Source organism: Skermanella mucosa, assembly GCF_016765655.2.
Classification (GTDB): Bacteria; Pseudomonadota; Alphaproteobacteria; order Azospirillales; family Azospirillaceae; genus Skermanella; species Skermanella mucosa.
In genome coordinates, this window is record NZ_CP086106.1 from 5,696,051 (window position 1) to 5,718,182 (window position 22,132).

Consider the following 22,132-nt stretch of genomic DNA (forward strand, 5'->3'; position numbering starts at 1 on the left):
GTGCCCGATCGGGATATCCTCGCCCCATGGAACTTCTGACCGGTCTGATCGGCGACCTGCCGGCCGTTGCCCAGGTTATCCTGATGCTGAGCCTCGTCACCGTGCTCGGCTTGGCCCTGGGAGAGATCAAGCTCGGCGGCGTCGGACTCGGCATCGGCGGCGTCCTGTTCGCCGGGATCGCGGTCGGGCATGCCGCCAAGCTGGCGGGGCTGTCGCTCGACCACGCCATGCTCGACTTCGCGCGGGAGTTCGGACTTATCCTGTTCGTCTACAGCATCGGCATCCAGGTCGGCCCCGGTTTCTTCTCCGCGCTGAAGCGGTCCGGCCTGGCGCTCAACCTGATGGCGGCGGCGATGGTCGGGCTCGGCGCCGCGACGGCGGTAGCGATCCATCTGGCGGGCGGGCTGCCGCTGCCGGTCGTGCTGGGCCTGTTCTCCGGCGCCGTGACCAACACGCCGTCCCTGGGCGCCGCGCAGCAGGTGCTGAAGGAGGTCGGCGCCGCGCCGGAGATGCTGGCCCTGCCCAGCCTGGGCTACGCCATGGCCTATCCCTTCGGTATCGCCGGCATCCTGATCACCATGCTGGCGGTCAAGGCCCTGTTCCGCCTCGACCCGGCCGAAGCCGCCCGCGCGTTCGAGGAGCGGCGGCGCTCGGACGTGGCGGCGCTGGAGACCATGAACGTGGCGGTCCGAAACGAGGCGCTGGGCGGCCGGGCGATCGGCGACCTGCCCGGACTGGCGGATTGCGGCGTGATCGTCTCGCGCATGATGCGGGACGGCAGGCTGCGGGTGCCCCACGACGGCACCCTGCTCCAGGCCGGCGACGTGCTGCACCTCGTCGGGCCGAAGCCCGGCCTGCTCAGGATGCAGTCGGTGCTGGGGCCGGAGAGCGACCTGAAGCTCACCACCAAGGGAACCGACCTCACCTGGGCGCGGGTGGTGGTGACCAACGCCCAGGTGCTGGGCAGGTCGATCGCGGCGCTGAACGTCCAGGACTCCTACGACGTCCGCATCTCGCGCGTGGTGCGGTCGGGGGTCGAGCTGGTGCCGGACGCCGCCTTCAGGCTCCAGTTCGGAGACATCGTCAACGTCATCGGCACGCCGGAGCATATCCGGCAGGTCGCCGGCGTGCTGGGCAATTCCGAACGGCGGCTCCAGCAGGTCCATCTGGTGCCGATGTTCCTCGGCATCCTGGTGGGGCTGCTGCTGGGCAGCGTGCCCCTGGCGGTGCCGGGACTGCCCGCGCCGCTGAAGCTGGGGCTCGCCGGCGGGCCGCTGATCGCGGCGATCCTGCTGGCCCGCGTGGGCCATGTGGGGCCGCTGGTCTGGTTCATGCCGCCGGTCGCCAACACGGCGCTGCGCGAGCTGGGCATCGTGCTGTTCCTGGCTGTCGTGGGGTTCCGGTCGGGGGACCGCTTCGTCGATACCCTGGTCCATGGCGACGGTCTGGCCTGGATGGCCTGCGGCGCGCTGATCACCATCGTCCCGCTCATGGCCGTTGCGCTGTTCGCCCATCTGGCGATGCGGCTCAATTATCTGAGCCTGTGCGGCCTGCTGGCGGGATCCATGACCGACCCGCCGGCCCTGGCCTTCGCCGGCGCCATGGCCCGGAGCGAGGCGCCCGCCCTCGCCTACGCGACCGTCTACCCCCTGGTGATGTGCCTGCGCATCCTGGCGCCCCAGGTGATGGTGCTGCTCCTCGCCTGACGCTCAGCGGAGACCCTGGAAGAAGTCCATGATCGCCTCCGCGGTCCCCGGCGGCCACTGGTGCGGATAGTAGCGGCCGCGGGAATTGAGGTCCCGGTCGTGCGGGCACCACAGCACCGGGTTGGCGGGGTCCCGGTCGGCGAAGCGTTCGCACCGGAAGGCGCCGGCCCCGGCCGGCTCGGGCGAGGCCGCGTCCTGGCCGTTCTGGGCCACCAGGGTGTCGCGGGCCCGCTCGCCTTCGGAGATCGGCACCAGCTCGTCCGCCGGGTTGTGCAGCATCAGCGCCGCGACACTGCCCCGGCAGCGGGACGGCACGATGCCGCCGGCGACGCTGCCGACGCCGCGGATCCGGTCGCCGCGGGCGCAGGCCAGGCTGTTGACGAAGGACGCCCCCAGCGAATGCCCGACCACGAAGATGCGGTCGGGATCGACGCAGTAGCTCCCGGCGAAGCGCGCCACGACGGCGTCGAACAGGGCATAGTCCCGCAGGCTCCCCGACCGGTCGCCGGGATCGGACCAGCTGAAGGTGCCGTCGGCCTGCCGCAGGGCCTGGGGATAGACGAACAGGGTCGGCTCGCGGGCCGCCTTGTCCAGGCCGTAATAGCCCCTGACCTGGGCGTTGTCATTGGTCCGTCCGTGGAAGGCCACGACCAGCCGGTGCGGCCGGCCCGGCTCGTAGCCGGCCGGGATGTCGGCGATCAGCGCGCGCTCGCGCCCGTCCACCACGACGCTGTCGGGGGGCGTGGCCGGCGGCGGGCGGCCGCAGCCGACCGACGACCCCGCCCCTTCCGCGGTGGCGCAGGCCGACAGCAGGAACAGCGGGACCGGCAGCAGCGCGAGCCATCGGGCGGCGGTCATGGCGCCTATTCCCCGGCCGCCGCCGGCGGCAGCTCGTCGCCGAGCGCGCGCGCGATCTCCAGGTGGTCGCGCAGCGACGGCAGGTGGTTCGCCGCGAAGGTGCGGAGCGCCGGATCGGCACCCTCACTCGACTGCCGGTCGAACAGGTCGATCAGCGTCTCCTGCGTCGCCGTCTCGGTCTCCAGATAGGCCCGGTCGAACGCGGCCCCCGCCAGGTCCAGCAGGACGCCCGGCGCGGAGGCCGGCGACGCCTCGGCGGACAGCGGGGCGATCCCGGCGTCGCCCGCGAGCACGGTGAGTTCCTGGTTGATCGGCCGCTGGTCCTCGACGACCCGCTCGGCCAGGGTCCGCACCCGCCCGTCCTGTGCCTTGGCCAAGGCCTGTTCCGCGGATTCCAGCCGGGCCAGGCCGGCGCGCGACGCCCGCTCGACGAACTGGCGGTCCTGCACCGCCGGTTCGTCGGCTCGGGCAAGGACGGAATGCCCCGCCGTCAAGGCGAGCAGGAGAAGAACGGCGGCTGGCAGCTTCATCGTGTCTGGCCCATGGCTTTGCGTCCCGCCCGTCGGGAACCCCGGCTTGCTGAACAACATGGATGCTCCGTTGCTCCGTACCGGCAGCTCCAGGATACCGGGCCGCGCATAAAATATTAATACTTACTGAGCATACAATCCTTTCTGTCCACAGGGACATCTTATCGTCAGGCAGGGAATTCTTCCATATGGGGCCGCGCGACAGGTCCGGAGGATTGCGCCGGTCCACCCGCAAGCGCTGGGCCGCCCAGGCCTTCGGGCTCGGAATCATCAGCCTGCTCGGCTTCATGCTGCTGCTCCAGTTGCGGCAGGACAGGGCGGCGGCCCTGGCCAGCGCCACCGCGACCGCCGACCGGCTGTCCCGGGTGCTGGAGGCGCACACGCGGGAGACCGCCTCGGCCGTCGGTGCCGTGCTGGCCGCCACCGCCTTCCACCTGCGCATGAGCAAGCGGCCCGATGCGCTGCACTTCGAACGGGTGCGCCGGATCCTGCGGGAGAACGCGAGCAGCCTGCCCTATCTCGGCGCCCTGTCCTTCGCCGGGGTCGACGGACGGCTGATCGCCTCGACCCGGACGGAACTGCCCGTCTCGACCGACATCTCGTCCCGCGATTACTTCCGCAGGCACGCTGCGGGAGAGGCCGGCCTGCTCATGGGATCGGCGGTACCGAGCCTCCTTTCGAACAACGTGGTCCTGCCGATCAGCCTGCGGGTCGAGACCTTCGACGGGGCCTTCGCCGGCGTGCTCGTCGCCGTGATCGATTTCCGGCACTTCCAGGCGTTTTACCGGACCCTCAGGATCGGGGAGCTGGGGCTGGTGGCGCTCTATTCCGGCGATCACGTGATGACCCTCGAACTCCCGGCCGGCCGCAGGCCGGGCGCCGACGCCGGCGTGCCCACGGGACTGCTGTTCAGCGAGGCTCCTCCCCCCGCCGCCGGAGCCGGAACCTTCCACGCCGAAACGCCGCTCGACGGCATCGACCGGATCATGGGCATCCGCACCGTCGACGGCCTGTCGTTGGGTGCCGTGGTCGGCGTCTCGGTCGAGGAGGCGCTGGCCGACTGGCGCCTGGGCGCCCGCAGCCACGCCCTGGTCGGGCTGGCGGCGGGACTGGGCGTCGTCGGGCTGACCATCGCGCTGCTGGGCCAGATGCACCGCCGCGACCGGGCGAGCGAGGCGCTGCGCGCCGCGGGGGAGCGGCTCTGCCGCAACGAGCAGCACCTGACGCGGGCCCAGACCGTATCGCGCATGGGAAGCTGGGAGCTGGACCTGGCGTCCGGCCGGGTCCTCTGGTCGCCCATGATGCACCGGATCTTCGGCCAGCCCATGGCGTACCGTCCGACCCTCGCCAGCATCTTCGAGCTGGTCGGCGAGGAGATCCGCGGCGACCTGCGGCACTTCCTGGACCAGGCGGTCGCCGGATCGACGCCCGCCGGCATCGAGTTCGACTTCACCCGGCCGGACGGCGGGACGCGGCGCTGCCGCTGCAAGTGCGAGCCCGTCCTGGCCGGCGGCCGGACCGTCGCGATCATCGGCACCCTGCAGGACGTCACCGAGCAGCGCCGGGCCGAGGCCAAGCGGCTGGAGCTTGAGCGGCAGCTTCAGCAGGCGATGAAGATGGAGGCCCTGGGCACCCTGGCCGGCGGCATCGCCCATGACCTTAACAACGCGCTGGTGCCCGTGCTGGGATTGACCGAATGCGTGCTGGAAAGCCTCCCCCCCGGCAGCGGGGAGCGCGCCGACCTGGAAGTGGTGGTCCAAGGCGCCACCCGGGCCCGCGACCTGGTGCGCCGGATCCTCGCCTTCAGCCGCCAGGAGGCGCCGGAACGCCGGCCGGTCGATGTCGGGACCCTGCTCGGCTCCGCCTGGGAGCTGCTGCGCCATGCGCTGCCGCCCGCCGTCACCGTCGACTTCCGCTGCGCTTCCGGAGCGCTTGTCCTGGCCGACCCGTCGCAGCTCCACCAGGTGGTCGTCAACCTGGTGACCAATGCCGCCCAGGCGATCGGGAACCGCGCCGGCACAGTCACCGTCACCGTGGCCGCCGCCGACGGCGAGGTCCGCCTGAGCGTCGCCGACACCGGGACCGGGATGGACGAAGCGGTCCGGGCGCGGGTCTTCGAACCCTTCTTCACGACCAAGCCGGTCGGCGAAGGCACCGGCCTCGGCCTCGCCGTCGTCCATGGCATCGTGTCCGGCCATGGCGGCCGCATCGAGTGCCGGAGCCGGCCCGGCGAAGGCACGGTGTTCGACGTCCACCTGCCCGCCTTCGAGGCGGCCGGCCTCGAACCGGTCCCCTGCGACTTCATCTGACGAACAGCGACAGGCTCCCGAATGAATTCAATCCCCGCAACCGCCTCCGCCCTGGCCCCCGCCCCGACGCAGACGATCGTCGTGATCGACGACGAGAAGCTGGTCCGCCTGACCCTGTCACGCATCCTGACCCGGGCCGGCTACCGCGTCGCCGAGGCCGCCGACGGTGAGGAGGGCCTCGGCGAGGTGGCCCGTTGCCGGCCGGACCTCGTGATCTGCGACATCCTGATGCCGACCAAGGAGGGGATCGAGACGATCCGTGAGCTGCGGCGTACCCTCCCCGACCTGCCGATCATGGCGATCTCGGGCGGCGGACGGCACGGCACCTGCGACTTCCTGCGCCACGCCGAACAGTTCGGCGCCTGGGCGACGCTGCAGAAGCCGTTCCTGCCGGAGGAAGTGATCCAAACGGTGGGCCGGCTGCTTCCCGAGCCGGCCCGGCCGCCGGTCAGTCCAGCTTCAGCGCCTGCCTGACCGCCGGGAGCGCCGGTTCGCCGCCCAGGGTGGTGACGCCGTCCAGCCAGGCGGCGATCGGTTCCGGGTCGGCCTTCAGGACCTCGGCCGCGGCCTCCGCCGGGTCCTGCCGCTCCTCCTCGATCCCCTGCATGATCGCGTTTTCCATGTCGGTGGTGAAGGCGAGCTGGCCGAACAGCTTGCCGGCGTTCGGGCAGTCCTGGGCATAGCCTCGGCGCGCCAGGGTGTTGATCGTGGTGCCGCCGTAGTTAGCGCCGAAATACTCGTCGCCACCGCTCAGATAGGTGATGTCGAACTTCTCGTTCATCGGATGCGGCTCCCAGGCGAGGAACACGATCCAGTCGTCCCGCCGGGCCTTGCGGTTGACCTGGGCCAGCATGCCCTGCTCGCTCGACGGCACCAGCGACCAGTCGCCCAGCCCGAAGGCGTCGGCCCCGATCATCCGGTCGATGTTCTGGTTGGCGGGGGCGCCGGGATCGATGCCGTAGATCTTGCTTTCGAACTTGTCGGCGAACTTGTCCAGGTCGGCGAAGCTGCGGACGCCGGCTTCCGCGACATAATCGGGCACCGCCAGGGTGAACTTGGCGTTCTCCAGGTTGGCGCGCAGCAGGTCGGCCTCCTTGTTCTCCAGCAGGGGGCCGGCGAGGTGGCTCTGCGCCGGCATCCAGTTGCCGAGGAAGACGTCGATCTGGCCGGTCTTCAGCCCCTGGAAGGTGATCGGCACGGCGATGGTCTCGACCTTCTGCTCATAGCCCAGCGCCTTCAGCAGGATGCCGGCGACCGCGTTGGTCGCGGTGATGTCGGTCCAGCCCGGATCGGACATGCGGACCAGCTTGCAGGAGGCCGGGTCCGCCGCCCTGGCCTGGGCCATCGGCAGCGCCGCCAGGAACCCGGCAAGCGCCACGCCTGCCGCCACGCTCATTCCCTTCATCGTCGGTCCCTTTCGCATCTGTTCCAAGTTCGCCTGTTCCAAGCTCGCCAGTTCCAAGTTCAAGCCTACCGGCGTTGAACCGCCGGAAAGCGGGCCATCGCTTCCAACTCGTCGAGATCGATGTGGTTGCGCATGTATTTCCGCGAGGCGTCGTTCGGCGGATGGTGGTCCCACGACCGGCGCTCGCCATGGCAGAGCGCGTCGTAGACCAGGTGCCGGCGCCGCTGGCTCTCCAGAACCCGGGCGTGCAGGGCCGGCAGATCCCAGCGCCGGGCGACCTCGGCGCGGTAGGTCGCCACGGTCCCGGCCGCCTCCGGCCGCTCCGCCAGGTTGACCAGCTCGTCCGGATCCGCGGACAGGTCGTAGAGCTGGTCGGGATCGGCCGGCGAATGGACGAACTTCTCCGTCCCGCGCCGGATCATGACGATCGGCGCCACGGCGCCCTCCGCAAGGTATTCGCCGATCGCCTCGTCGTGGCCGCCGGTCCCCTGGAGGTGCGGCAGCAGGCTGCGCCCCTCGATCGGCGTGGCATAGGACGGGGCGGCGCCGTCATGGGCGATCTCCGCCAGGGTCGGCAGCAGATCGATGGAGGAAACGGAGGAAACGACCCGCCGCGCATCGAAGCGCCCGGGCGCGTGGACGATCAGCGGGATGCGGCAGGACGGCTCGAAGAAGCTCATCTTGTACCAGAGCCCGCGCTCGCCCAGCATCTCGCCATGGTCGGACAGCAGCACGACGATGGTGTTGTCGGCCTGGCCGCTGTCGCGCAGGGACCGCATCACCAGCCCGATCTGGTCGTCGATGAAGGAGACGGACCCGCAATAGGCCCGCCGCGCGTCGCGGACATGCCGCTCCGTGATCTCCGCGTTGTCCATGTCATAGACATGCCGCAGCCGGCGGGAGTGGGGGTCGAGCCGGTCGGGCGGGATCGTGATGCGCGGCGGCGCGATCTCCTCGTCGCCGTACCGGTTCCAGTATTCCTCGGTGATCGCGTAGGGATCGTGGGGATGGGTCATCGACACGACCATGCAGAACGGCCGGTCGTCGCGCCCGCGGGCGATGTCGAACAGCTTGCGCCGCGCCTCGAACACCACCTCCTCGTCGAAATCCAGCTGGTTGGTCCGCACGCACAGCCCGGCGTCGATGACCGAGCCCATGTTGTGGTACCAGGAGGGCCGGTGGTCGAAGTCGCTCCAGTCCGGGGTCCAGCCGAAATCGGCGGGGTAGATGTCGGTGGTCAGCCGCTGCTCGAACCCGTGGAGCTGGTCCGGCCCGCAGAAATGCATCTTGCCGGACAGGATGGTCTGGTACCCGGCATGGCGCAGATAGTGGGCGAAGGTCGGGACGTCGGACGGGAACTCCGCCGAATTGTCGTAGGCGCCGATCGCCGAGGGCAGCCGGCCCGACATGAAGACGTAGCGGGACGGCGCGCACAGGGGGCTGTTGCAATAGGCGGATTCAAAGGTGACCCCGCCGGCCGCCAGCGCGTCGATATGCGGCGTCTTCGCCGGCCCGCCGCCATAGGCCGCCAGCACTCCCGGTGTCAGCTGATCGGCCATGAGGATCAGTATGTTCGGCCGGCCCGCAGTTCGCCCTGTCATTCACTCCACCTTTCTCCGCTGTGCCTGCTCACCCGGGGTAAGGCCCCGGCCGCGCGAAACGTTCCATCCGGCGATGCCGTCCGGCGATTCCATTCGGCCTGATGATCCGCGCCGTCGCGTTCACTACAATTCCAGTCGAATGCGGCCGGCGTGAAGCCGCTCGTTGATCATGATGGTATGAGGAGCGCTCATGTCGATCCGCCGCCCGCCGCTCCAGCCGCTGGCCTTCTTCGAGGCCGCCGGCCGCCATCTGAACTTCAGCGCCGCGGCGCGCGAGCTGGGCGTGACCCAGTCGGCGGTCAGCCATCAGGTCGCCTGGCTCGAAGCGGACCTGGGCGTGCCGCTGTTCCGCCGGCTCCACCGGGGCGTCGCCCTGACCGCGGAGGGCGGGCGCCTGTTCGAGGTGGTGCGCCGGGGCTTGGACGAGATCGGCGCCGTGCTGGCCGCGATCCGGGCCGGACGGGGCCGCCGGGTCCTGAACGTCGCGACCGACTTCGGCTTCGCGGCGTGGTGGCTGATGCCCCGCCTGGCGGAACTGCGCGAACGGATGCCCGACCTGGACGTCCGCATCGTGACCTCGCAGGACGCGATCGACATCCGGCGCGAAGCGATCGACGTCGCCGTGAGCTTCGGCACCGGCATTTGGCCCGGCTGCACCGCGCGCCCCCTGTTCCCGGAGGTCGTGGTCCCGATCTGCAGCCCGGGCTTCCTGGCCGGATCAAACCTTTCCGCCGGCCATGAGAAACTGGCGTCCGTGCCGCTCCTCCACCTGGAAAGCGCCGGGTTCGCGCCGTGGCTGTCCTGGCGCGACTGGTTCGAGATCCACGGAGTGACCGGCCGCCGGCCGACCGGCCTCGACCTGACCTTCAACAACTACCCCCTGGTCCTCCAGGCGGCGCTGATGGGCCAGGGCGTGGCGCTGGGCTGGTCGCCGCTGGTCGATGCGCTGGTGAAGGGCGGTCAACTGGCCGCGCTCGGCATCCCTGTCGAGCGCGCCGACCGCGGCTACTTCATCGTCGAGGCCGAGCCCGGCGGCCCCGTCCCGGGACCGGCCGGCGAAAGCCGCGAGGTCTTCAGGAAGTGGATCCTGGAGGAGGCGGGAGGCCAGCCGGTCGCCCTCTCCTACTCCCGCGTCGGAAAAGGCTCGGCGGTCGTGTAGAACCGGCCGTCGTACTTGACCGCGTGGTTGTAGGGCCGGTACAGCCGCCACGTCAGGGTCTCCAGGGTCCGGCGCAGCAGCGTATGTTCGCCGACCGGATGCTCCATGTCCGGGTTGGCGGGGATCTCGATCGTGATGTCGCCGGTCGCCTGCCGTCCGGAGACCTTCCAGCCGATCTTCTCCAGGTCCAGGTCGTAGTCGGCGACCTCGACCGGAAGGGGCTGCTCGGGATCGGTCCAGAAGGGCGAACCGGGCGGCTGGAGGAACGCCATGACGAGCGACCGCAGGCCCCAGTGGCAGCTTCCCGTGCCCGTATAGGCCTCGACGAAGCGGAGATCCTGGCCGTAATAGCCTTGGGTCAACTGCCCGCCCCGGAGGGCGCCCCGCTCCACGAAATGCCGCCACACCGCGTCCAGGGCGCGCCGCGCCTGCCCCGGCGCCACGCTCTCGGGTGCAGCGGCGGCCTCCGCCACGACGGCGGCCGGAATCGCCGTGCGGTAGCAGATGCTGCGTCCCATGATCGGAACGCCCTCGGGGCTGATCAGGTGGAGGATGTTGGAGGTGGACGCCTGGAGGGCATCCGCGTTGAAGTCTGCGTCGAAATCGGGATCGACCATCCGGATCCAGGCCAGCTCGTAGCTGATGCCCCAGGCATTGTAGAAGTCGATGCCTTCCGGATTGTCGAAGAACCAGCCGTGCCCGCGGTAGTGGCCCAGCATGGCCTTGTAGTGGTGCAGCGGAACCTCGGCGCCCGCGACACCCAGGTCTTTCAGCACGATGCCGACCATCAGGGGGAAGAAATGCCAGTTGTTGTCGCGGACCTTCACGGTCAGGGCTGGGGACAGCCAAGCGGCGATCCGGTCCCGCTCGGACTGGGTCAGGCGGTCCCAGATGCGATCCCGGGTCATCCACAGGATGCGGGCGATATCGGCGGCCTCGACGGTGCGCTGGTCGTAGTCCCGCAGGTCGCCCCAATAGGCGTCGCCGTCCCTGTCCGTCCCGGCCAGCAACCCGGCGCGCAGGACCTCGACCAGATCTACCTCGCCGATGCCGCCGCCGAGCCGGACCACCGGATCGCGGCCGGACCGGATCCAGGCCGCCGGAAGGACGGCCGTCCTGGCGAAGCCTTCGAGACCGTTGATCGCGTAGCCGGCCCCGCTCGGCGCGCCGGGATACTGGACCCGTTCGCCCCCGGGCGATCGGTACGTCATGTACCCTTCCATGAAATAGGCGAACAGGGCCTCGTACCGCTCTTCCGCCCCGGCCGCCGGATCGAGGAACGCCGACCGGAGCGCCCCGTCCCGCCGCGTCGGCTCGGGATCGGCAGCCTCGTAGCTCATCCACCCGGGGATGCCGCGAATGCCGAGATAGGCGGCATAGGCGCCGCCGCCGAGAATTAAGGAACCGATGACCAGGAAGAGAACCGACTTACGCGAAACTTGAAACTTCATTCAGAGGAGAACCTTGACCCGCCGGACGATTGAAGACTCCGGCACAAGGCGCGGGCGCGGACTGCCGAAGCGATGAACCCGGATTGCCGATGCCCCGGGCCGAAATGTCTGCGGGTTGTAGCGCAGGGATTACACGAATGTGAAGCGTAGGTTGAGATAAAGCGAACTCCCCCCAATTTTACCTAGTGTTTCGGCCGGAACGAATGATCCCCCGAGTCAGGTTCTGCGATGCGTTGGGCCACGGCCCAACCTACGGTTTGGCGCAGGGCAAAGGCGACACAGACCGTCGATCGCAGGTTGGGCCGTGGCCCAACGCATCGAACCAAATAAAACGGGGTCAAAAAAAGGGGTCAGAGTGATTTGACGCAGCGCCCAGACCCTTCCGCGCCCAATTGGAACACCCCGGCACGTCGATCTGGGGCACGGATGACCACGGATGGGCCGAACTTTGACGACATGGCCGAAGCGCAGCACACCGATCCTGACATCGAAGCCCCTGCTTCCACCCCCGTCCCGGCCAAGCAGGAGAATTTATCCTGCACACTAAACTTTATACGAACTATCACTCTCAATGATGCAATTTTTGAGATGCGTCCCCAGCGCACCCCGTGTTATCTGGATCGACCCGCCTGGACGGGCTTTTCGGCTTCGACCCGGTTCCCCCTTCGAAGCTGGAACGCCGCGCCGCGTGACGGGGATCGTACGCAGGCATCATGCGGCTATCGCCGAAGGTAGCGCCGCACCAGGGCATTGAAGCATGAGCAGTTTCGAACCGTGGCGGTCACGCCGACATGGGGCACACCCGCCTCGCACCTCCCTCCGGCCCTCGGGGAAGCGGCGATGAGCGAGGCGGACGCGGCGGTCGAGGCCGACCGGAAGCCCAAGGCCCGGCAACCCGACAAACCCTCCGACGCCCTGACCGGCCTGCTGCCCAAGCTGCCGCAGCTCGACGCCGGGCACGTCAAGGCGATCGGCGGGACGCTGCCGGGCCGCCTGCTCGGACGAACCGCAGCGCTGCTGGCACTTGTCGCCATGGTCTTCGGATGGTGGGGCCTGATCGACAGCATGCTCCCGTCCTGGGCGGCGAAGCTGCGGAACGACCAGCCCGAACTCTTAAACGGCATGGTGTTCGGCCTCCCCTTGGCGATCGTGGTATTGCAACTCGGACGCGAGCTATTCGAGAACGCTCAGGCGCGCCGGATGCGCGAGCGCGTGATCAAGGGCGAGGTCAGGGACCCCGGCTATTTCCGTCTGGTGCCCTATACCGCCAGGGACCGGGAGCGTTTCGCGCGGGCTGACGGCGCGCCCGCCCGGGTGCTTGCCTGGATCGAGGACGCGGCCACCCCCGTCCTGTATTTTTCCGGCGACTCCGGCACCGGAAAAAGCTCGCTGCTGGAAGCCCATGTCGTTCCGAGCCTGCGCGAAACGGGTTGGCTGGTGGTGAGCGTCCGCAGCTATGCCGATCCCGCGGCAGCCCTGGAGACGGCGCTCCGCACCCCGGACCTGATCTGGAAGCACCCCCCTGAGGCCGGCAGCCTCCATGACCTGATCGGGTCGGCGGCGCGCAAGCTCGCGCGGGAAAAGCGCCGTCTGGTCCTTCTGCTCGACCAGTTCGAGGAGTTCCTGATCCTCCACGACGATTCCGCCCGCCGGCAGTTTCTAGACCTGCTGGCCGAACTCGACCGGATGCCGGTCGCCGGCCTCCGGCTGGTTCTGGTGCTGCGCTCGGAATACGAGGCGCGCATTCCGGAATCCGGACTGCCCCCGCTGATGCAGGGCGGGAACTGGTTCAAGCTGGGTGCCTTCACCGAACCCATGGCGCGGACTTTCTTGAAGGACTCCGGGCTCGAACTGGCGCCGGGCGCGTTCGACCGCCTGCTCGCGGGTGCTGCCGCCCTGGAGGCCACCCGGGGACTGTTCCGGCCGATCGTGCTCAACCTGCTCGGTCTGGTCATCGCCCGGCATGCCGGGAAGCTCCCGGACGGCCTCGACCCGGAAAAGGTGATCCAGGGCTACCTGAAGGAGAACCTCAGCGCCGCCGAGATCAGCGCCGACGCCCCCCGCGTCCTCGCGCCGATGATCACCGAAGCCGGCACCAAGCGGCCCTTGGAAGAGAGCGTTCTGGCGGCGGAAACCGGATTGCCGCTCGGCCGGGTGCGGCACTGCCTGCTCCATCTCGCCCAGACCGGCATGGTGCGTCCGCTCGGCCAGCATCAGGTGGTCTGGGAAATCTCCCACGACTTCATCGCCACCCAGATCGGGCTGCTGCTCGGCCGCCTGCGCCCATCTACTTGGCGGTGGGCGCTTTCCTTCCTGACGCCGCTGGTCACCGCCGCTTGGCTTATGACGGCAGCGCTGCTGGCTTGGTATTGGCCCAAGCTCCTCGTCTGGGAGGCGATTACGGCCTTGAGTAGTCAGGGCTTCAATATTTCAGGCGATCATGAGACGGGTTACCGGATCGATAGCCTCGACTTGCGCGAAGGCGCGGCATCGGTGCTCGCCGAGCATCTTTCCGCATTCGATCCGCTCATATCCTTAGGCATATCCGGAGACGGTGAAGCAAAGACCTTGCCCAGCCTGAATGGATTGGCAAAACTACAGCAGCTCTCCATCTCATCCAATGGCTCGCTCCAGTCGCTGCCCAGCCTAGACGCCTTAACGAACCTCAATGAGTTAGCTCTGGGTTTATTAGCCTATCATGGGACCTTAGCCTTGGAACAGCTTGCGGCACTGAAAGTGCTTAATGTTCCGGACTCACGAGGTGCTTACGAATTCGTTCGTAGAATACAGGCCGAGCGAGAGCTTCTCGGGCTCAATCCACTCAAGATCGAATTCTGGTCACATCAGGGATGAACATGACTCGGCCACATCCGAGGCAGGTCCATCCCTATGCATCAAGAATAAAAGGGGTCAGAGCGAATATACCGCGGCAACCAGATCCCTGCCCGCCTGATTGGATCGTCTCAGCACCGGTGAATGGCCGGGCGGCTATCAACCTGACGGTTTCAAGCCGGGAGAAATCCCACTCCGATGAACGAGATTGAAATCTTATAAAAATAGGCGTAAAAGCCTACGCTCTATCTCTCCAGAAGAGGCCCGCCATGCCCGACACCGCCGTCCAGGCACAGGCCCGCCGCCCGGAAACTTCCGTCCGGACATGCCAGCGATCCGGACCTGCCCGGCCTACCCAGGCGGATCAGCGAGAAAACAAGAAGAAGGATGCGGCATCGTACCAGCTTCGGCGACGGACGGCGGTTAATGGACGAACCGGGTCCGGATGCTCGCATGAGGTTACGGCGAGTGATGACGGATCATGACATTCCCGGCCTTACCCCAGGGGGGGCGACAAGCGCGCTGGCAGGTTCCGACACCGTGCTTCATGTCCACGCAGCCGGCGGCAGGTCGCCCGTGCCGGTACTGCGCCCCACGCCGGCACGGGACGAAGTCGAGACTACGCCCGCGCCCCGACTCCCCCGCCGGCCCCTGGCGAATGATGACAAATGATGACCTCGACTTTGGCCATCCTAAATGGGACTTTGATCAGGCCCTGATCCAGAAGAAGGGTTCCTCGGCGATGAAGTCGAGGGCGTCATCAAGGGGCATGATGGCGCCGAAGGGACCGGCGGGTCCCCAGGCGTCGCGTCGCCACCAGAGGACCTCGACCTCGTCGTCCTCGCCGGTCGGGCACAGGCGGGCGACCGGCGCGCCGGTGCGGGTGCTGACCAGCGAGTAGCCGTGACCGGCGCGCCGGGCGCGGACGCCACCTTGCGGCCAGGGGTGGGCGTGGATGCGCTGGAGCACGGGGTCGGTCTTGGCGGCCATGGCGATCTCCGCGGGGCGGGACTGTTGGGTCCAACACTCCAACCGCCCGGAGGGGACCATGGACCGCCCTGACCCGCCGCTGCCCGAGGCGTTCTGCCGCTGGCTCGCCCCGGCGCTCGCTGTGTTCTCGCCGACCTGCCGGCCCCAGGCCGCCGCGCTGGCGGTCGGCGCCCTGCTGGCGCTTGGCCCGCGCACCGTGGCCGGCGCGCTACGCGCGCTCGGCCTGGCCGGACGGGCCGATTTCGCCACCTTCCACCGGGTGCTCAGCCGCGACGTGTGGTCCGGGCTGGCGCTGGCCCGGCGGCTCACCCGGGCGCTGGTGCGCGTGTTCGCCCCGCTCGGCCCGGTGGTGGTCGGGCTCGACCACACCCTGGAGCGCCGGCGCGGTCCCCGGGTCCGGCCGGCGGCACACTACTACGACCCGGTGCGCTCCTCGCGCGGGCGCAAGGTCACCAGCCGCGGCCTGCGCTGGGTCTCGGCCATGCTGCTGGCCGAGGTGCCGTTCGCCCGCAAGGTCTGGGCGCTGCCGATGCTCAGCGCGCTGGCGCCGAGCCAAGCCTTCTGCCAGGCCGAGGGCCGGCGATACCGGCCGGTCACGGCGTGGGCGCTCAGCCTGCTGCGCCTGGTGCGGCGCTGGCTGCCGGGGCGCGCCATGGTCGCGGTGATGGACGGCGAGTTCGCCTCGGTCGGCCTGCTGCGCGAGTTGGGCCGCGCAATGACCGTGGTGACCCGGCTCCGCCTGGACGCCCGGCTGTTCGACTTCCCGGCCCCGCGCCCGCCCGGCCGGGGCGGTCGGCCCGCCACCAAGGGCAAGGCCCAAACCAAGCTGGCCAAGCGGCGGCACGACGCGGGCGAGCCCTGGCAGCGCTTCGCCCTGCTGGTCCGCACCGGGCGTCGCCACGCGCGGGAGGCGGAGTTCATCTCCGGCACCGCGCTGTGGCACCACCCGGGGGAGCCGCCGGTCGCGGTCCGCTGGATCCTGGTGCGCTATCCCGGGTCCAAGCGCGACCCCGACGCGTTGGCGTGCACCGACTTGACGGCCGACCCGCTGGTCATCCTCGGCTGGTTCTCCAGGCGCTGGCTGATGGAACTCACCTATGAAGAGGCGCGCGCCCACCTCGGCGTCGAGACCCAGCGCCAGCACGCCGACAAGGCGGTGTTCCGCACCACCCCGGTGCTGTTCGGCCTGTACTCGCTGGTCGCGCTCCATGTCCAGGCCTTCGCCGGCCAACTCGACCTGACCCCGCGCCGGGCGGCCTGGTACCCCAAGACCGCCCCGACCTTCGCCGACGCCCTGGCTGCCGTACGCATCGCCCTGTGGACCGACCTGAATTTCGTCACAGCCCTGGATCCCGGCGAAACCGTCCAAATTCCTCGCACCGTCTACGTCAGGCTCGTCCAGGCCGCCGCTTATGCCCCCTGACCTATCAAAACCAATCCGAAGCCGCTCGTAGTCCCATTTAGGATGGCCAAAGTCGAGATGACATCTGCGGCCTTACCCCGGGGGGTCATCAACACCCGCCCCGCCGACCGAATCCCCGCCTACCGGTCCACCACCACGTCGCTGGTCGGCTTGGAGCAGCACAGCAGCACCTGCCCCGCGTCGATCTCGCGCTGGCGGATGCCGCCGCCGTGCTTCATGTCCACGGTGCCGGCGACCAGCTTGCTCTTGCAGGTGCCGCACAGTCCCTTGGTGCAGGAGGACGGCAGGCGCATGCCCGCCATCCGCGCGGCGCTCAGGATGGACGTCCCGGCATCGCATTCGATCACCCGCCCGGTCTTGGCGAACTCCACCCGGAAGGTGCGCGCGACCGCTGCCGGCGGCGGCACCGGCACCACAGCAGAAGCCGCCGCCGCGTCCGGCTGGGCCTCGGCCAGGGCCGCGAAGTCGAAGCTCTCCTCGTGGTAGCGCCGCATGTCGAAGCCGGCCTCGGCCAGCATCGCCCGCACCGCCGCCATGTAGGGCGCGGGACCGCAGGTGAAGACGGTGCGTTCCTCCAGGTCGGGCGCGATCAGCCGCAGCATCGGCAGGGTCAGCCGGCCCCGGAAGCCGCTCCAGGCGCGCTCGGTGTCCGTCGTCTCGCACACATAGGCGGTCGAGAACCGGGGCAGGTTGCGGGCCATCAGGTCCAGTTCGGTCCGGAAGATGATGTCGGCCGGGCTGCGGGCGCTGTGGACGAACACGATGTCCCGGTCCTGGGCAAGGTCGTGGTACGTGCGCGCCATCGACATCAGCGGCGTGATTCCGCTGCCGCCGGACAGGAACAGGAATTTCGGCGCCGGATGGTCGATCGTGGTGAAGTCGCCCAGCGGGCCGACCGCGCGCAGCTCCATCCCCGGCTTCAGGGTGTCGTGCAGCCAGTTGGAAACGACCCCGCCCGGCACCCGCTTGACCGTGATCGAGATCAGGTGGCCGCGCGTCGGCGCGGAGGAGATCGTGTAGCAGCGGTTGATCACCTGCCCGCCGATCGGCAGGTCCAGGGTGATGAACTGGCCGGGCTTGTAGCGGAACAGGCGCGGCTCCCGCGCCGAGAAGACGAAGGTCCTGACGTCATGGGTCTCGTCCCGGACCTGGCGGCAGACCAGGACGTCGTCGATCTCCGGGTTCCAGCCCGGCAGTTCCCGGGTGACCTGGGACGCCAGGGCGTCTTCCGCGGAAATCTCCAGAACAGGTGCGTCGGTCATCAGCATCACCGGTTTCCTGCCTTCCGCTCAGCGTGCGCCGTCGCCCGCAGCGCGGGCGGCGTTATGGGCCGACATGCGGCCGACATACCAGTTGGTGAATTTCTCGACCAGCATCTCGGTATGGACCGAATAGGGGCCCGGCTCGTAGGCCGGGCTGCGGGCACCCGACTGGGCATAGCCGACCAGTTCGCCGTCCTGGTTGTTGGTCGCGGCCCAGACCGAGATCAGGTTGCGCAGGTCGTAGTCCACGCCCTCGACCGCGTCCTTGTGGACCAGCCACTTGGTGCGCAGCAGCGTGCGCTCCGGGCTCAGCGGCAGCACCGAGAAGGTCACGATGTGGTCGCTCATGAAATGATGCCAGGAGTTCGGCTGGGTCCAGACCGACAGCCCGCCGAGCTTGGCGTCGTTCAACCCGCCCAGCAGCTTCTTGCAGGCCACCTGCGTGTTCATGGTCTGGGACTCGCCGTGCTGGTCGATCGGCAGGCGCTGGGCGCGGTAGCCGGTCACCCGGTCGTCCAGGTGGTCGATCTCCCGCGCGCCGATGCCCCGAGCCTCGCACCGGGCCTCCAGGTCGCGCACCAGCCCGTCGTAGCGGGCGATCTGTTCGCGGCCGACATCGTCCACCTCGTCCGGCGCATAGCCGAAGCCATAGGCGAACAGCGGGATGGTCAGTTCGGGATGGTTGACCGAGCAGTGGTAGCATTCACGGTTGTTCTCCATCGTGAGCTTCCAGTTGCCCTCCTCGACCAGGTCGATCTGCTGCACCACCTTGGTGTTGGTAATGTCGTGGGGTGCGATATAGGGCTCCAGGTCGCGCGCCATGTCCTCGATGTCGGCGGGCGGCTCGGCGGCCAGGCAGATGAAGATCAGGCCGGCGACGTTGCGCAGGTGGACCTTCTTCAGGCCGTGGCAGGCCGTGTCGAAGCCCGGCCCCATATGCTCGGCGAACAGCAGCGAGCCGTCCAGGCCGTAGGTCCACTGATGGTAGCGGCAGACGATGTTGCCGACCGTCGTCTTCTCGTCCAGCACCAGCCGGGCGCCCCGGTGCCGGCAGACATTGTGGAAGGCCCGCAGGCCCATGTCGTCATCGCGGGCGATGATGACCGAGGCAGTGCCGATGTCCACCACCATGCAGTCGCCCGGCTCCGGAACGTCGGGCTCGACGCCCACATAGATCCAGTGCCGCCGGAAGATGATGTCGAGGTCCGCTTCGAAGATCTCGCCGCTGGTATAGAACGGCGCTTCCAGGCTATAGCCCGGCTTGCGGCGCCGGAGCAGGCTTTCCAAAGAGGATGCAACCATCGTCGACATTCAAGGGCTCTCCCGCGGCAATCGGGCGCTCGTCCCGCCCGAAGCCGATGGTGCGACGGACGGACTGGTCCAGCCTCCGCAAATGCGTCATTTATCTCTCAAAGCGCGACATCGCCCGAGACCATGATCATCCGAGAGATCCCCTGGCGCGACCCCCTCCCGGCCTTCGCCCCCTGGGCGTCGGACCCCTTCGCGGTGCTGTTCGACAGCGCCGCGGACGGGGATGCCCGCAGCCGGTGGAGCTACCTGGCGGTCGAGCCCTTCCGAACGATCCTGGCCGGCCCGGGCGGCGTCGCGGTGGACGGGCTGCCGGCGGCGGGCGATCCCTTCGCCGCGCTGGAGGCCGAACTGGGGCGGACCCCGGTGGCTCCCGGCGCGGGACCGGCGCCCTGGTGCGGCGGGGCAGCGGGATTCCTGGGCTATGGCCTGGGCCGGCACCTGGAGCGCCTGCCCTGCCGCCACGGCGACGACCTCGGCCTCCCGGACATGGCGGTCGGCCTCTACGACGTGATCGTCGCCTTCGACCACCGGGAGCGGCGCTGCTGGATCACCTCGGTCGGCGGGACCGGCGGGACCGGAAAGCTGGACGCGGTCGCCGCCCGCCTGGAATCCACACCTCCCGCCCCGGCGGAGCCGCCCCCTTCCGCCGGGCCGTGGCGGGCGGAGCTGACGCGGACCGAATATGAGCGGCGGGTCGGCCGGGTGCTGGACTATATCCGGGCCGGCGACATCTTCCAGGCGAACTTCACCGGCCGCTTCACCGCCGGCCGGCCGGCGGCGCTGGGCGGCTTCGACCTCTACCGGCGCCTGCGCGATCTAAGCCCCGCGCCGTTCGCGGCCTACGCCGCCTGCGGCCCGAGGCTGGCGCTTGCGAGCGCGTCGCCGGAACGGTTCCTGAAGCTGTCGGCCGATGGCCATGTCGAGACCCGGCCGATCAAGGGCACCCTGCCGCGCGGCACCACGGCCGAGGAGGATTCGCGCAACGCCCGCACCCTCGCCGCCAGCGCCAAGGACCGCGCCGAGAACCTGATGATCGTGGACCTGATGCGCAACGACCTGGGCAGGGTCGCCCTGACCGGCAGCGTCACGGTGCCCAGCCTGTACGCGCTGGAGAGCTTCGCCAGCGTCCATCACCTGGTTTCGGTGGTGGAGGCGGACCTGCGCCCCGGCGTCGGCCCGGTCGGCCTGCTGCGCGCCACCTTCCCCGGCGGATCGGTCACCGGCGCGCCGAAGATCCGCGCCATGGAGATCATCGACGAGCTGGAGGCCTGCCGACGCGGTCCCTATTGCGGCGCGCTGGCCTGGATCGGGTTCGACGGCGCCATGGACAGCAGCATCCTGATCCGCACCCTGATGGTGACGCCGGACCGCATCGCCGCCCATGCCGGCGGCGGCATCGTCTCCGACAGCGACCCGGCGCGGGAGTACGAGGAGATGCTGGTGAAGATCACGCCGCTGCTGCGGGCGGCGGATCCTGAATGGAGAAGGGAATGAAGGTCTGGCTGAACGGCGCCCTGGTCCCGGCGGGGGAGGCGCGGATCGACCCGGCCGACCGGGGCTTCACGCTGGGCGACGGGCTGTTCGAGACGATCCGCGTGGCGGACGGGCGGCCCTGCCACCTGGATCGCCATTTGGCAAGGCTGGCCGGCGGTGCGGCTGAGCTGGGCATCCCGCTGCCGATGGAAGCGCCGGAGATCGCCGCCGGGATCGCCTCCGTGCTGGCGGAGACGGGATTGTCGGAGGCCGCGGTGCGGCTGACACTGACGCGGGGACCGGCGCCGCGCGGCCTGCTGCCGCCCGACACGCCTCGGCCGACGCTGCTGGCGACGGCGGCTCCGGCCTCCCCGTCCCCGGCGCCGGCCCGCGCGGTGATCGCCCGCTCGACCTGCCGGAACGAGCTGTCGCCGCTCTCCCGACTCAAGAGCCTGAACTATCTCGACGGCATCCTGGCCCGGCGCGAGGCGGCCGACCGCGGCGCCGATGATGCGCTGATACTGAACACCCGTGGTCGGCTGGCCGAGGCCACCGTCGGCAACGTCTTCGCCGTGATCGATGGCGTGCTGGTGACTCCGCCTGTCGGCGAGGGAGCGCTGCCCGGCATCGCGCGCGGTCTTGTGATCGAGCGGCTATCCGCAGCCGAGCGCCCCGTCACGGTCGAGGAACTGATGAACGCCACGGCGATCGCCGTGACCAACAGCCTGGGCGTCAGGCCGCTGGCCACCCTGGAAGGCCGGCCGCTGGAGAGCCGCACTGCAGCCTCCGAACTGGCCCGCATGATCGGATTTGCGTAGGTCGGCGTTCGCCCGCAGGGCGAACGCCGACCTACGGTGTTTCGAACTCAGCGATCGATGTTAGGGACCGCTCAGCCCGCCTTCATCTGGCCGGTGACCCAGTATTCGATCCGCTCCGGATTGTTCTTGATGTAGTTGTCCACCGCCTGCTCGTAGCTGCTGCCCTGCGCCTCGAACATGATCGCCTCGACGTCGGCCAGCGGCAGCACCATGCGGCCCAGGAACTCGTAGGCCTCCGGCTGGTCCTGGTAGAAGCCCTTGCGGACCAGCTTATTGACGCTCTCCAGCCCGCCCAGCGAACCCTTGGGATCCTCCAGGTAGCGCAGCTCATGCTTGGCGAACATCCAGTGCGGGCTCCAGCTCGTCGCGACGATCCACTCCTTGCGTCGCTCCGCCCGCTCGACTCCCGCGAGCATCGCCGCGTCGCTGGCCGAGATCAGCTGATAGTCCGTCAGGCCATAATCCTTCAGCGCCGTCTCGGACGCCTGCATCAGCCCCGCGCCGGGATCGATGCCCTGGATCTTGCTGCCGAGCTTCTCCTTGACCTCGGGCTTGCTCAGGTCCTCGATGCTCTTCAGCTCGGACTCCGGGATATAGGCCGGAACCACCCAGCCCAGCTTGGCGCGGGTATACATCGGGCCGAGATCGTCCACGTCCTGCCCGACCTTGTCCAGGTACGGCTTGTGGGTCAGCGGCTGCCACGACATCAGCATGGCGTCAAGGTTGCCCGACGCGATGCCCTGGTACTGGATGCCGATGTCGGCCATGGTCAGCTGGACCGTGTAGCCCATCCGGTCTTCCATGATCTTCTTCGCCAGCTTGGTCACTGCCTCGGCGTCGGACCAAGCGGTCCAGCCGATATTGATCTTCTTCTCGGCGGCCTGCGCGGGACCGGCAAGCGTCGCCACCATCACGGCGGCGGCGGTCGAGGCCGCGGCCAAGCTCAAAGCTCTGGACAATATTCCCATTTTCTGTCAGCCTCCTGTATCATCGTTTTGTTTATG

General features: G+C 69.0%; 17 protein-coding genes. 8 read left to right on the forward strand and 9 right to left on the reverse strand.

Annotation, left to right across the window (positions count from 1 at the left end):
- The first annotated feature begins 26 nt into the window (after window positions 1-26).
- Window positions 27-1,706: a putative transporter gene (locus tag JL100_RS26460; protein WP_202683987.1), complete on the forward strand. Its 1,680-nt coding sequence runs from the start codon at window positions 27-29 to the stop codon at window positions 1,704-1,706.
- A 3-nt stretch (window positions 1,707-1,709) separates the two neighbouring features.
- Here the strand turns inward: JL100_RS26460 and JL100_RS26465 are convergent, their stop codons facing one another.
- Window positions 1,710-2,564 (reverse strand): alpha/beta hydrolase family esterase, encoded by an 855-nt coding sequence (locus tag JL100_RS26465; protein ID WP_202683986.1) that lies wholly within the window; start codon window positions 2,562-2,564, stop codon window positions 1,710-1,712.
- A gap of 5 nt (window positions 2,565-2,569) precedes the next feature.
- Complete coding sequence (locus tag JL100_RS26470) at window positions 2,570-3,094, reverse strand: DUF4142 domain-containing protein (RefSeq protein WP_202683985.1); 525 nt, start codon at window positions 3,092-3,094, stop codon at window positions 2,570-2,572.
- A 188-nt stretch (window positions 3,095-3,282) separates the two neighbouring features.
- Here JL100_RS26470 and JL100_RS26475 point away from each other — a divergent pair, with 188 nt between their 5' ends.
- On the forward strand, window positions 3,283-5,403 hold the full coding sequence (locus JL100_RS26475; RefSeq protein WP_202683984.1) for an ATP-binding protein: 2,121 nt from the start codon (window positions 3,283-3,285) through the stop codon (window positions 5,401-5,403).
- Window positions 5,404-5,424: 21 nt separating this feature from the next.
- A complete protein-coding gene (locus JL100_RS26480) occupies window positions 5,425-5,877 on the forward strand; it encodes a response regulator (RefSeq protein ID WP_211113170.1) in 453 nt (150 codons plus the stop codon).
- On the opposite strand, the gene choX is transcribed toward JL100_RS26480, so the two are convergent.
- Complete coding sequence (choX, locus tag JL100_RS26485) at window positions 5,852-6,826, reverse strand: choline ABC transporter substrate-binding protein (RefSeq protein WP_228421433.1); 975 nt, start codon at window positions 6,824-6,826, stop codon at window positions 5,852-5,854. The two genes, JL100_RS26480 and choX, sit on opposite strands and share 26 nt — an antisense overlap.
- A 47-nt stretch (window positions 6,827-6,873) precedes the next feature.
- Window positions 6,874-8,409 carry a choline-sulfatase gene (gene betC / locus JL100_RS26490; RefSeq protein WP_202683982.1) on the reverse strand — a complete coding sequence of 512 codons (1,536 nt, stop codon included), beginning with the start codon at window positions 8,407-8,409 and terminating at the stop codon, window positions 6,874-6,876.
- A gap of 190 nt (window positions 8,410-8,599) precedes the next feature.
- Here betC and JL100_RS26495 point away from each other — a divergent pair, with 190 nt between their 5' ends.
- The gene (locus tag JL100_RS26495; protein WP_202683981.1) at window positions 8,600-9,568 is read left to right on the forward strand and encodes a choline sulfate utilization transcriptional regulator; all 969 of its coding nucleotides are present in this window, start codon (window positions 8,600-8,602) and stop codon (window positions 9,566-9,568) included.
- On the opposite strand, the gene JL100_RS26500 is transcribed toward JL100_RS26495, so the two are convergent.
- Window positions 9,532-11,019 carry a DUF2264 domain-containing protein gene (locus JL100_RS26500; RefSeq protein ID WP_202683980.1) on the reverse strand — a complete coding sequence of 496 codons (1,488 nt, stop codon included), beginning with the start codon at window positions 11,017-11,019 and terminating at the stop codon, window positions 9,532-9,534. The genes JL100_RS26495 and JL100_RS26500 overlap by 37 nt on opposite strands.
- Window positions 11,020-11,859: 840 nt before the next feature.
- Here JL100_RS26500 and JL100_RS26505 point away from each other — a divergent pair.
- Entirely contained in the window at window positions 11,860-13,872 is a 2,013-nt protein-coding gene (locus JL100_RS26505; RefSeq protein WP_202683979.1) for an ATP-binding protein, read from the forward strand.
- 687 nt (window positions 13,873-14,559) lie between these two features.
- Here the strand turns inward: JL100_RS26505 and JL100_RS26510 are convergent.
- On the reverse strand, window positions 14,560-14,841 hold the full coding sequence (locus JL100_RS26510) for a hypothetical protein (protein WP_202685820.1): 282 nt from the start codon (window positions 14,839-14,841) through the stop codon (window positions 14,560-14,562).
- 58 nt (window positions 14,842-14,899) lie between these two features.
- Here JL100_RS26510 and JL100_RS26515 point away from each other — a divergent pair, with 58 nt between their 5' ends.
- The gene (locus JL100_RS26515) at window positions 14,900-16,264 is read left to right on the forward strand and encodes an IS701 family transposase (protein WP_228420846.1); all 1,365 of its coding nucleotides are present in this window, start codon (window positions 14,900-14,902) and stop codon (window positions 16,262-16,264) included.
- Between the two features lie 119 nt (window positions 16,265-16,383).
- Here the strand turns inward: JL100_RS26515 and JL100_RS26520 are convergent, their stop codons facing one another.
- The gene (locus tag JL100_RS26520) at window positions 16,384-17,532 is read right to left on the reverse strand and encodes a hybrid-cluster NAD(P)-dependent oxidoreductase (RefSeq protein ID WP_228420924.1); all 1,149 of its coding nucleotides are present in this window, start codon (window positions 17,530-17,532) and stop codon (window positions 16,384-16,386) included.
- A gap of 21 nt (window positions 17,533-17,553) precedes the next feature.
- Window positions 17,554-18,837 carry an aromatic ring-hydroxylating oxygenase subunit alpha gene (locus tag JL100_RS26525; protein WP_202683587.1) on the reverse strand — a complete coding sequence of 428 codons (1,284 nt, stop codon included), beginning with the start codon at window positions 18,835-18,837 and terminating at the stop codon, window positions 17,554-17,556.
- Between the two features lie 123 nt (window positions 18,838-18,960).
- On the opposite strand from JL100_RS26525, the gene pabB reads away from it, so the two are divergent.
- Together pabB and JL100_RS26535 are read left to right on the forward strand one after the other, a co-directional pair.
- Complete coding sequence (gene pabB / locus JL100_RS26530) at window positions 18,961-20,331, forward strand: aminodeoxychorismate synthase component I (RefSeq protein ID WP_202683586.1); 1,371 nt, start codon at window positions 18,961-18,963, stop codon at window positions 20,329-20,331.
- The gene (locus JL100_RS26535; protein WP_202683585.1) at window positions 20,328-21,128 is read left to right on the forward strand and encodes an aminotransferase class IV; all 801 of its coding nucleotides are present in this window, start codon (window positions 20,328-20,330) and stop codon (window positions 21,126-21,128) included. The genes pabB and JL100_RS26535 overlap by 4 nt, the downstream gene beginning before the upstream one ends.
- Window positions 21,129-21,199: 71 nt before the next feature.
- Here JL100_RS26535 and JL100_RS26540 read toward each other — a convergent pair whose 3' ends face one another.
- Entirely contained in the window at window positions 21,200-22,096 is an 897-nt protein-coding gene (locus JL100_RS26540; RefSeq protein WP_202683584.1) for a glycine betaine ABC transporter substrate-binding protein, read from the reverse strand.
- Window positions 22,097-22,132 lie beyond the last annotated feature (36 nt).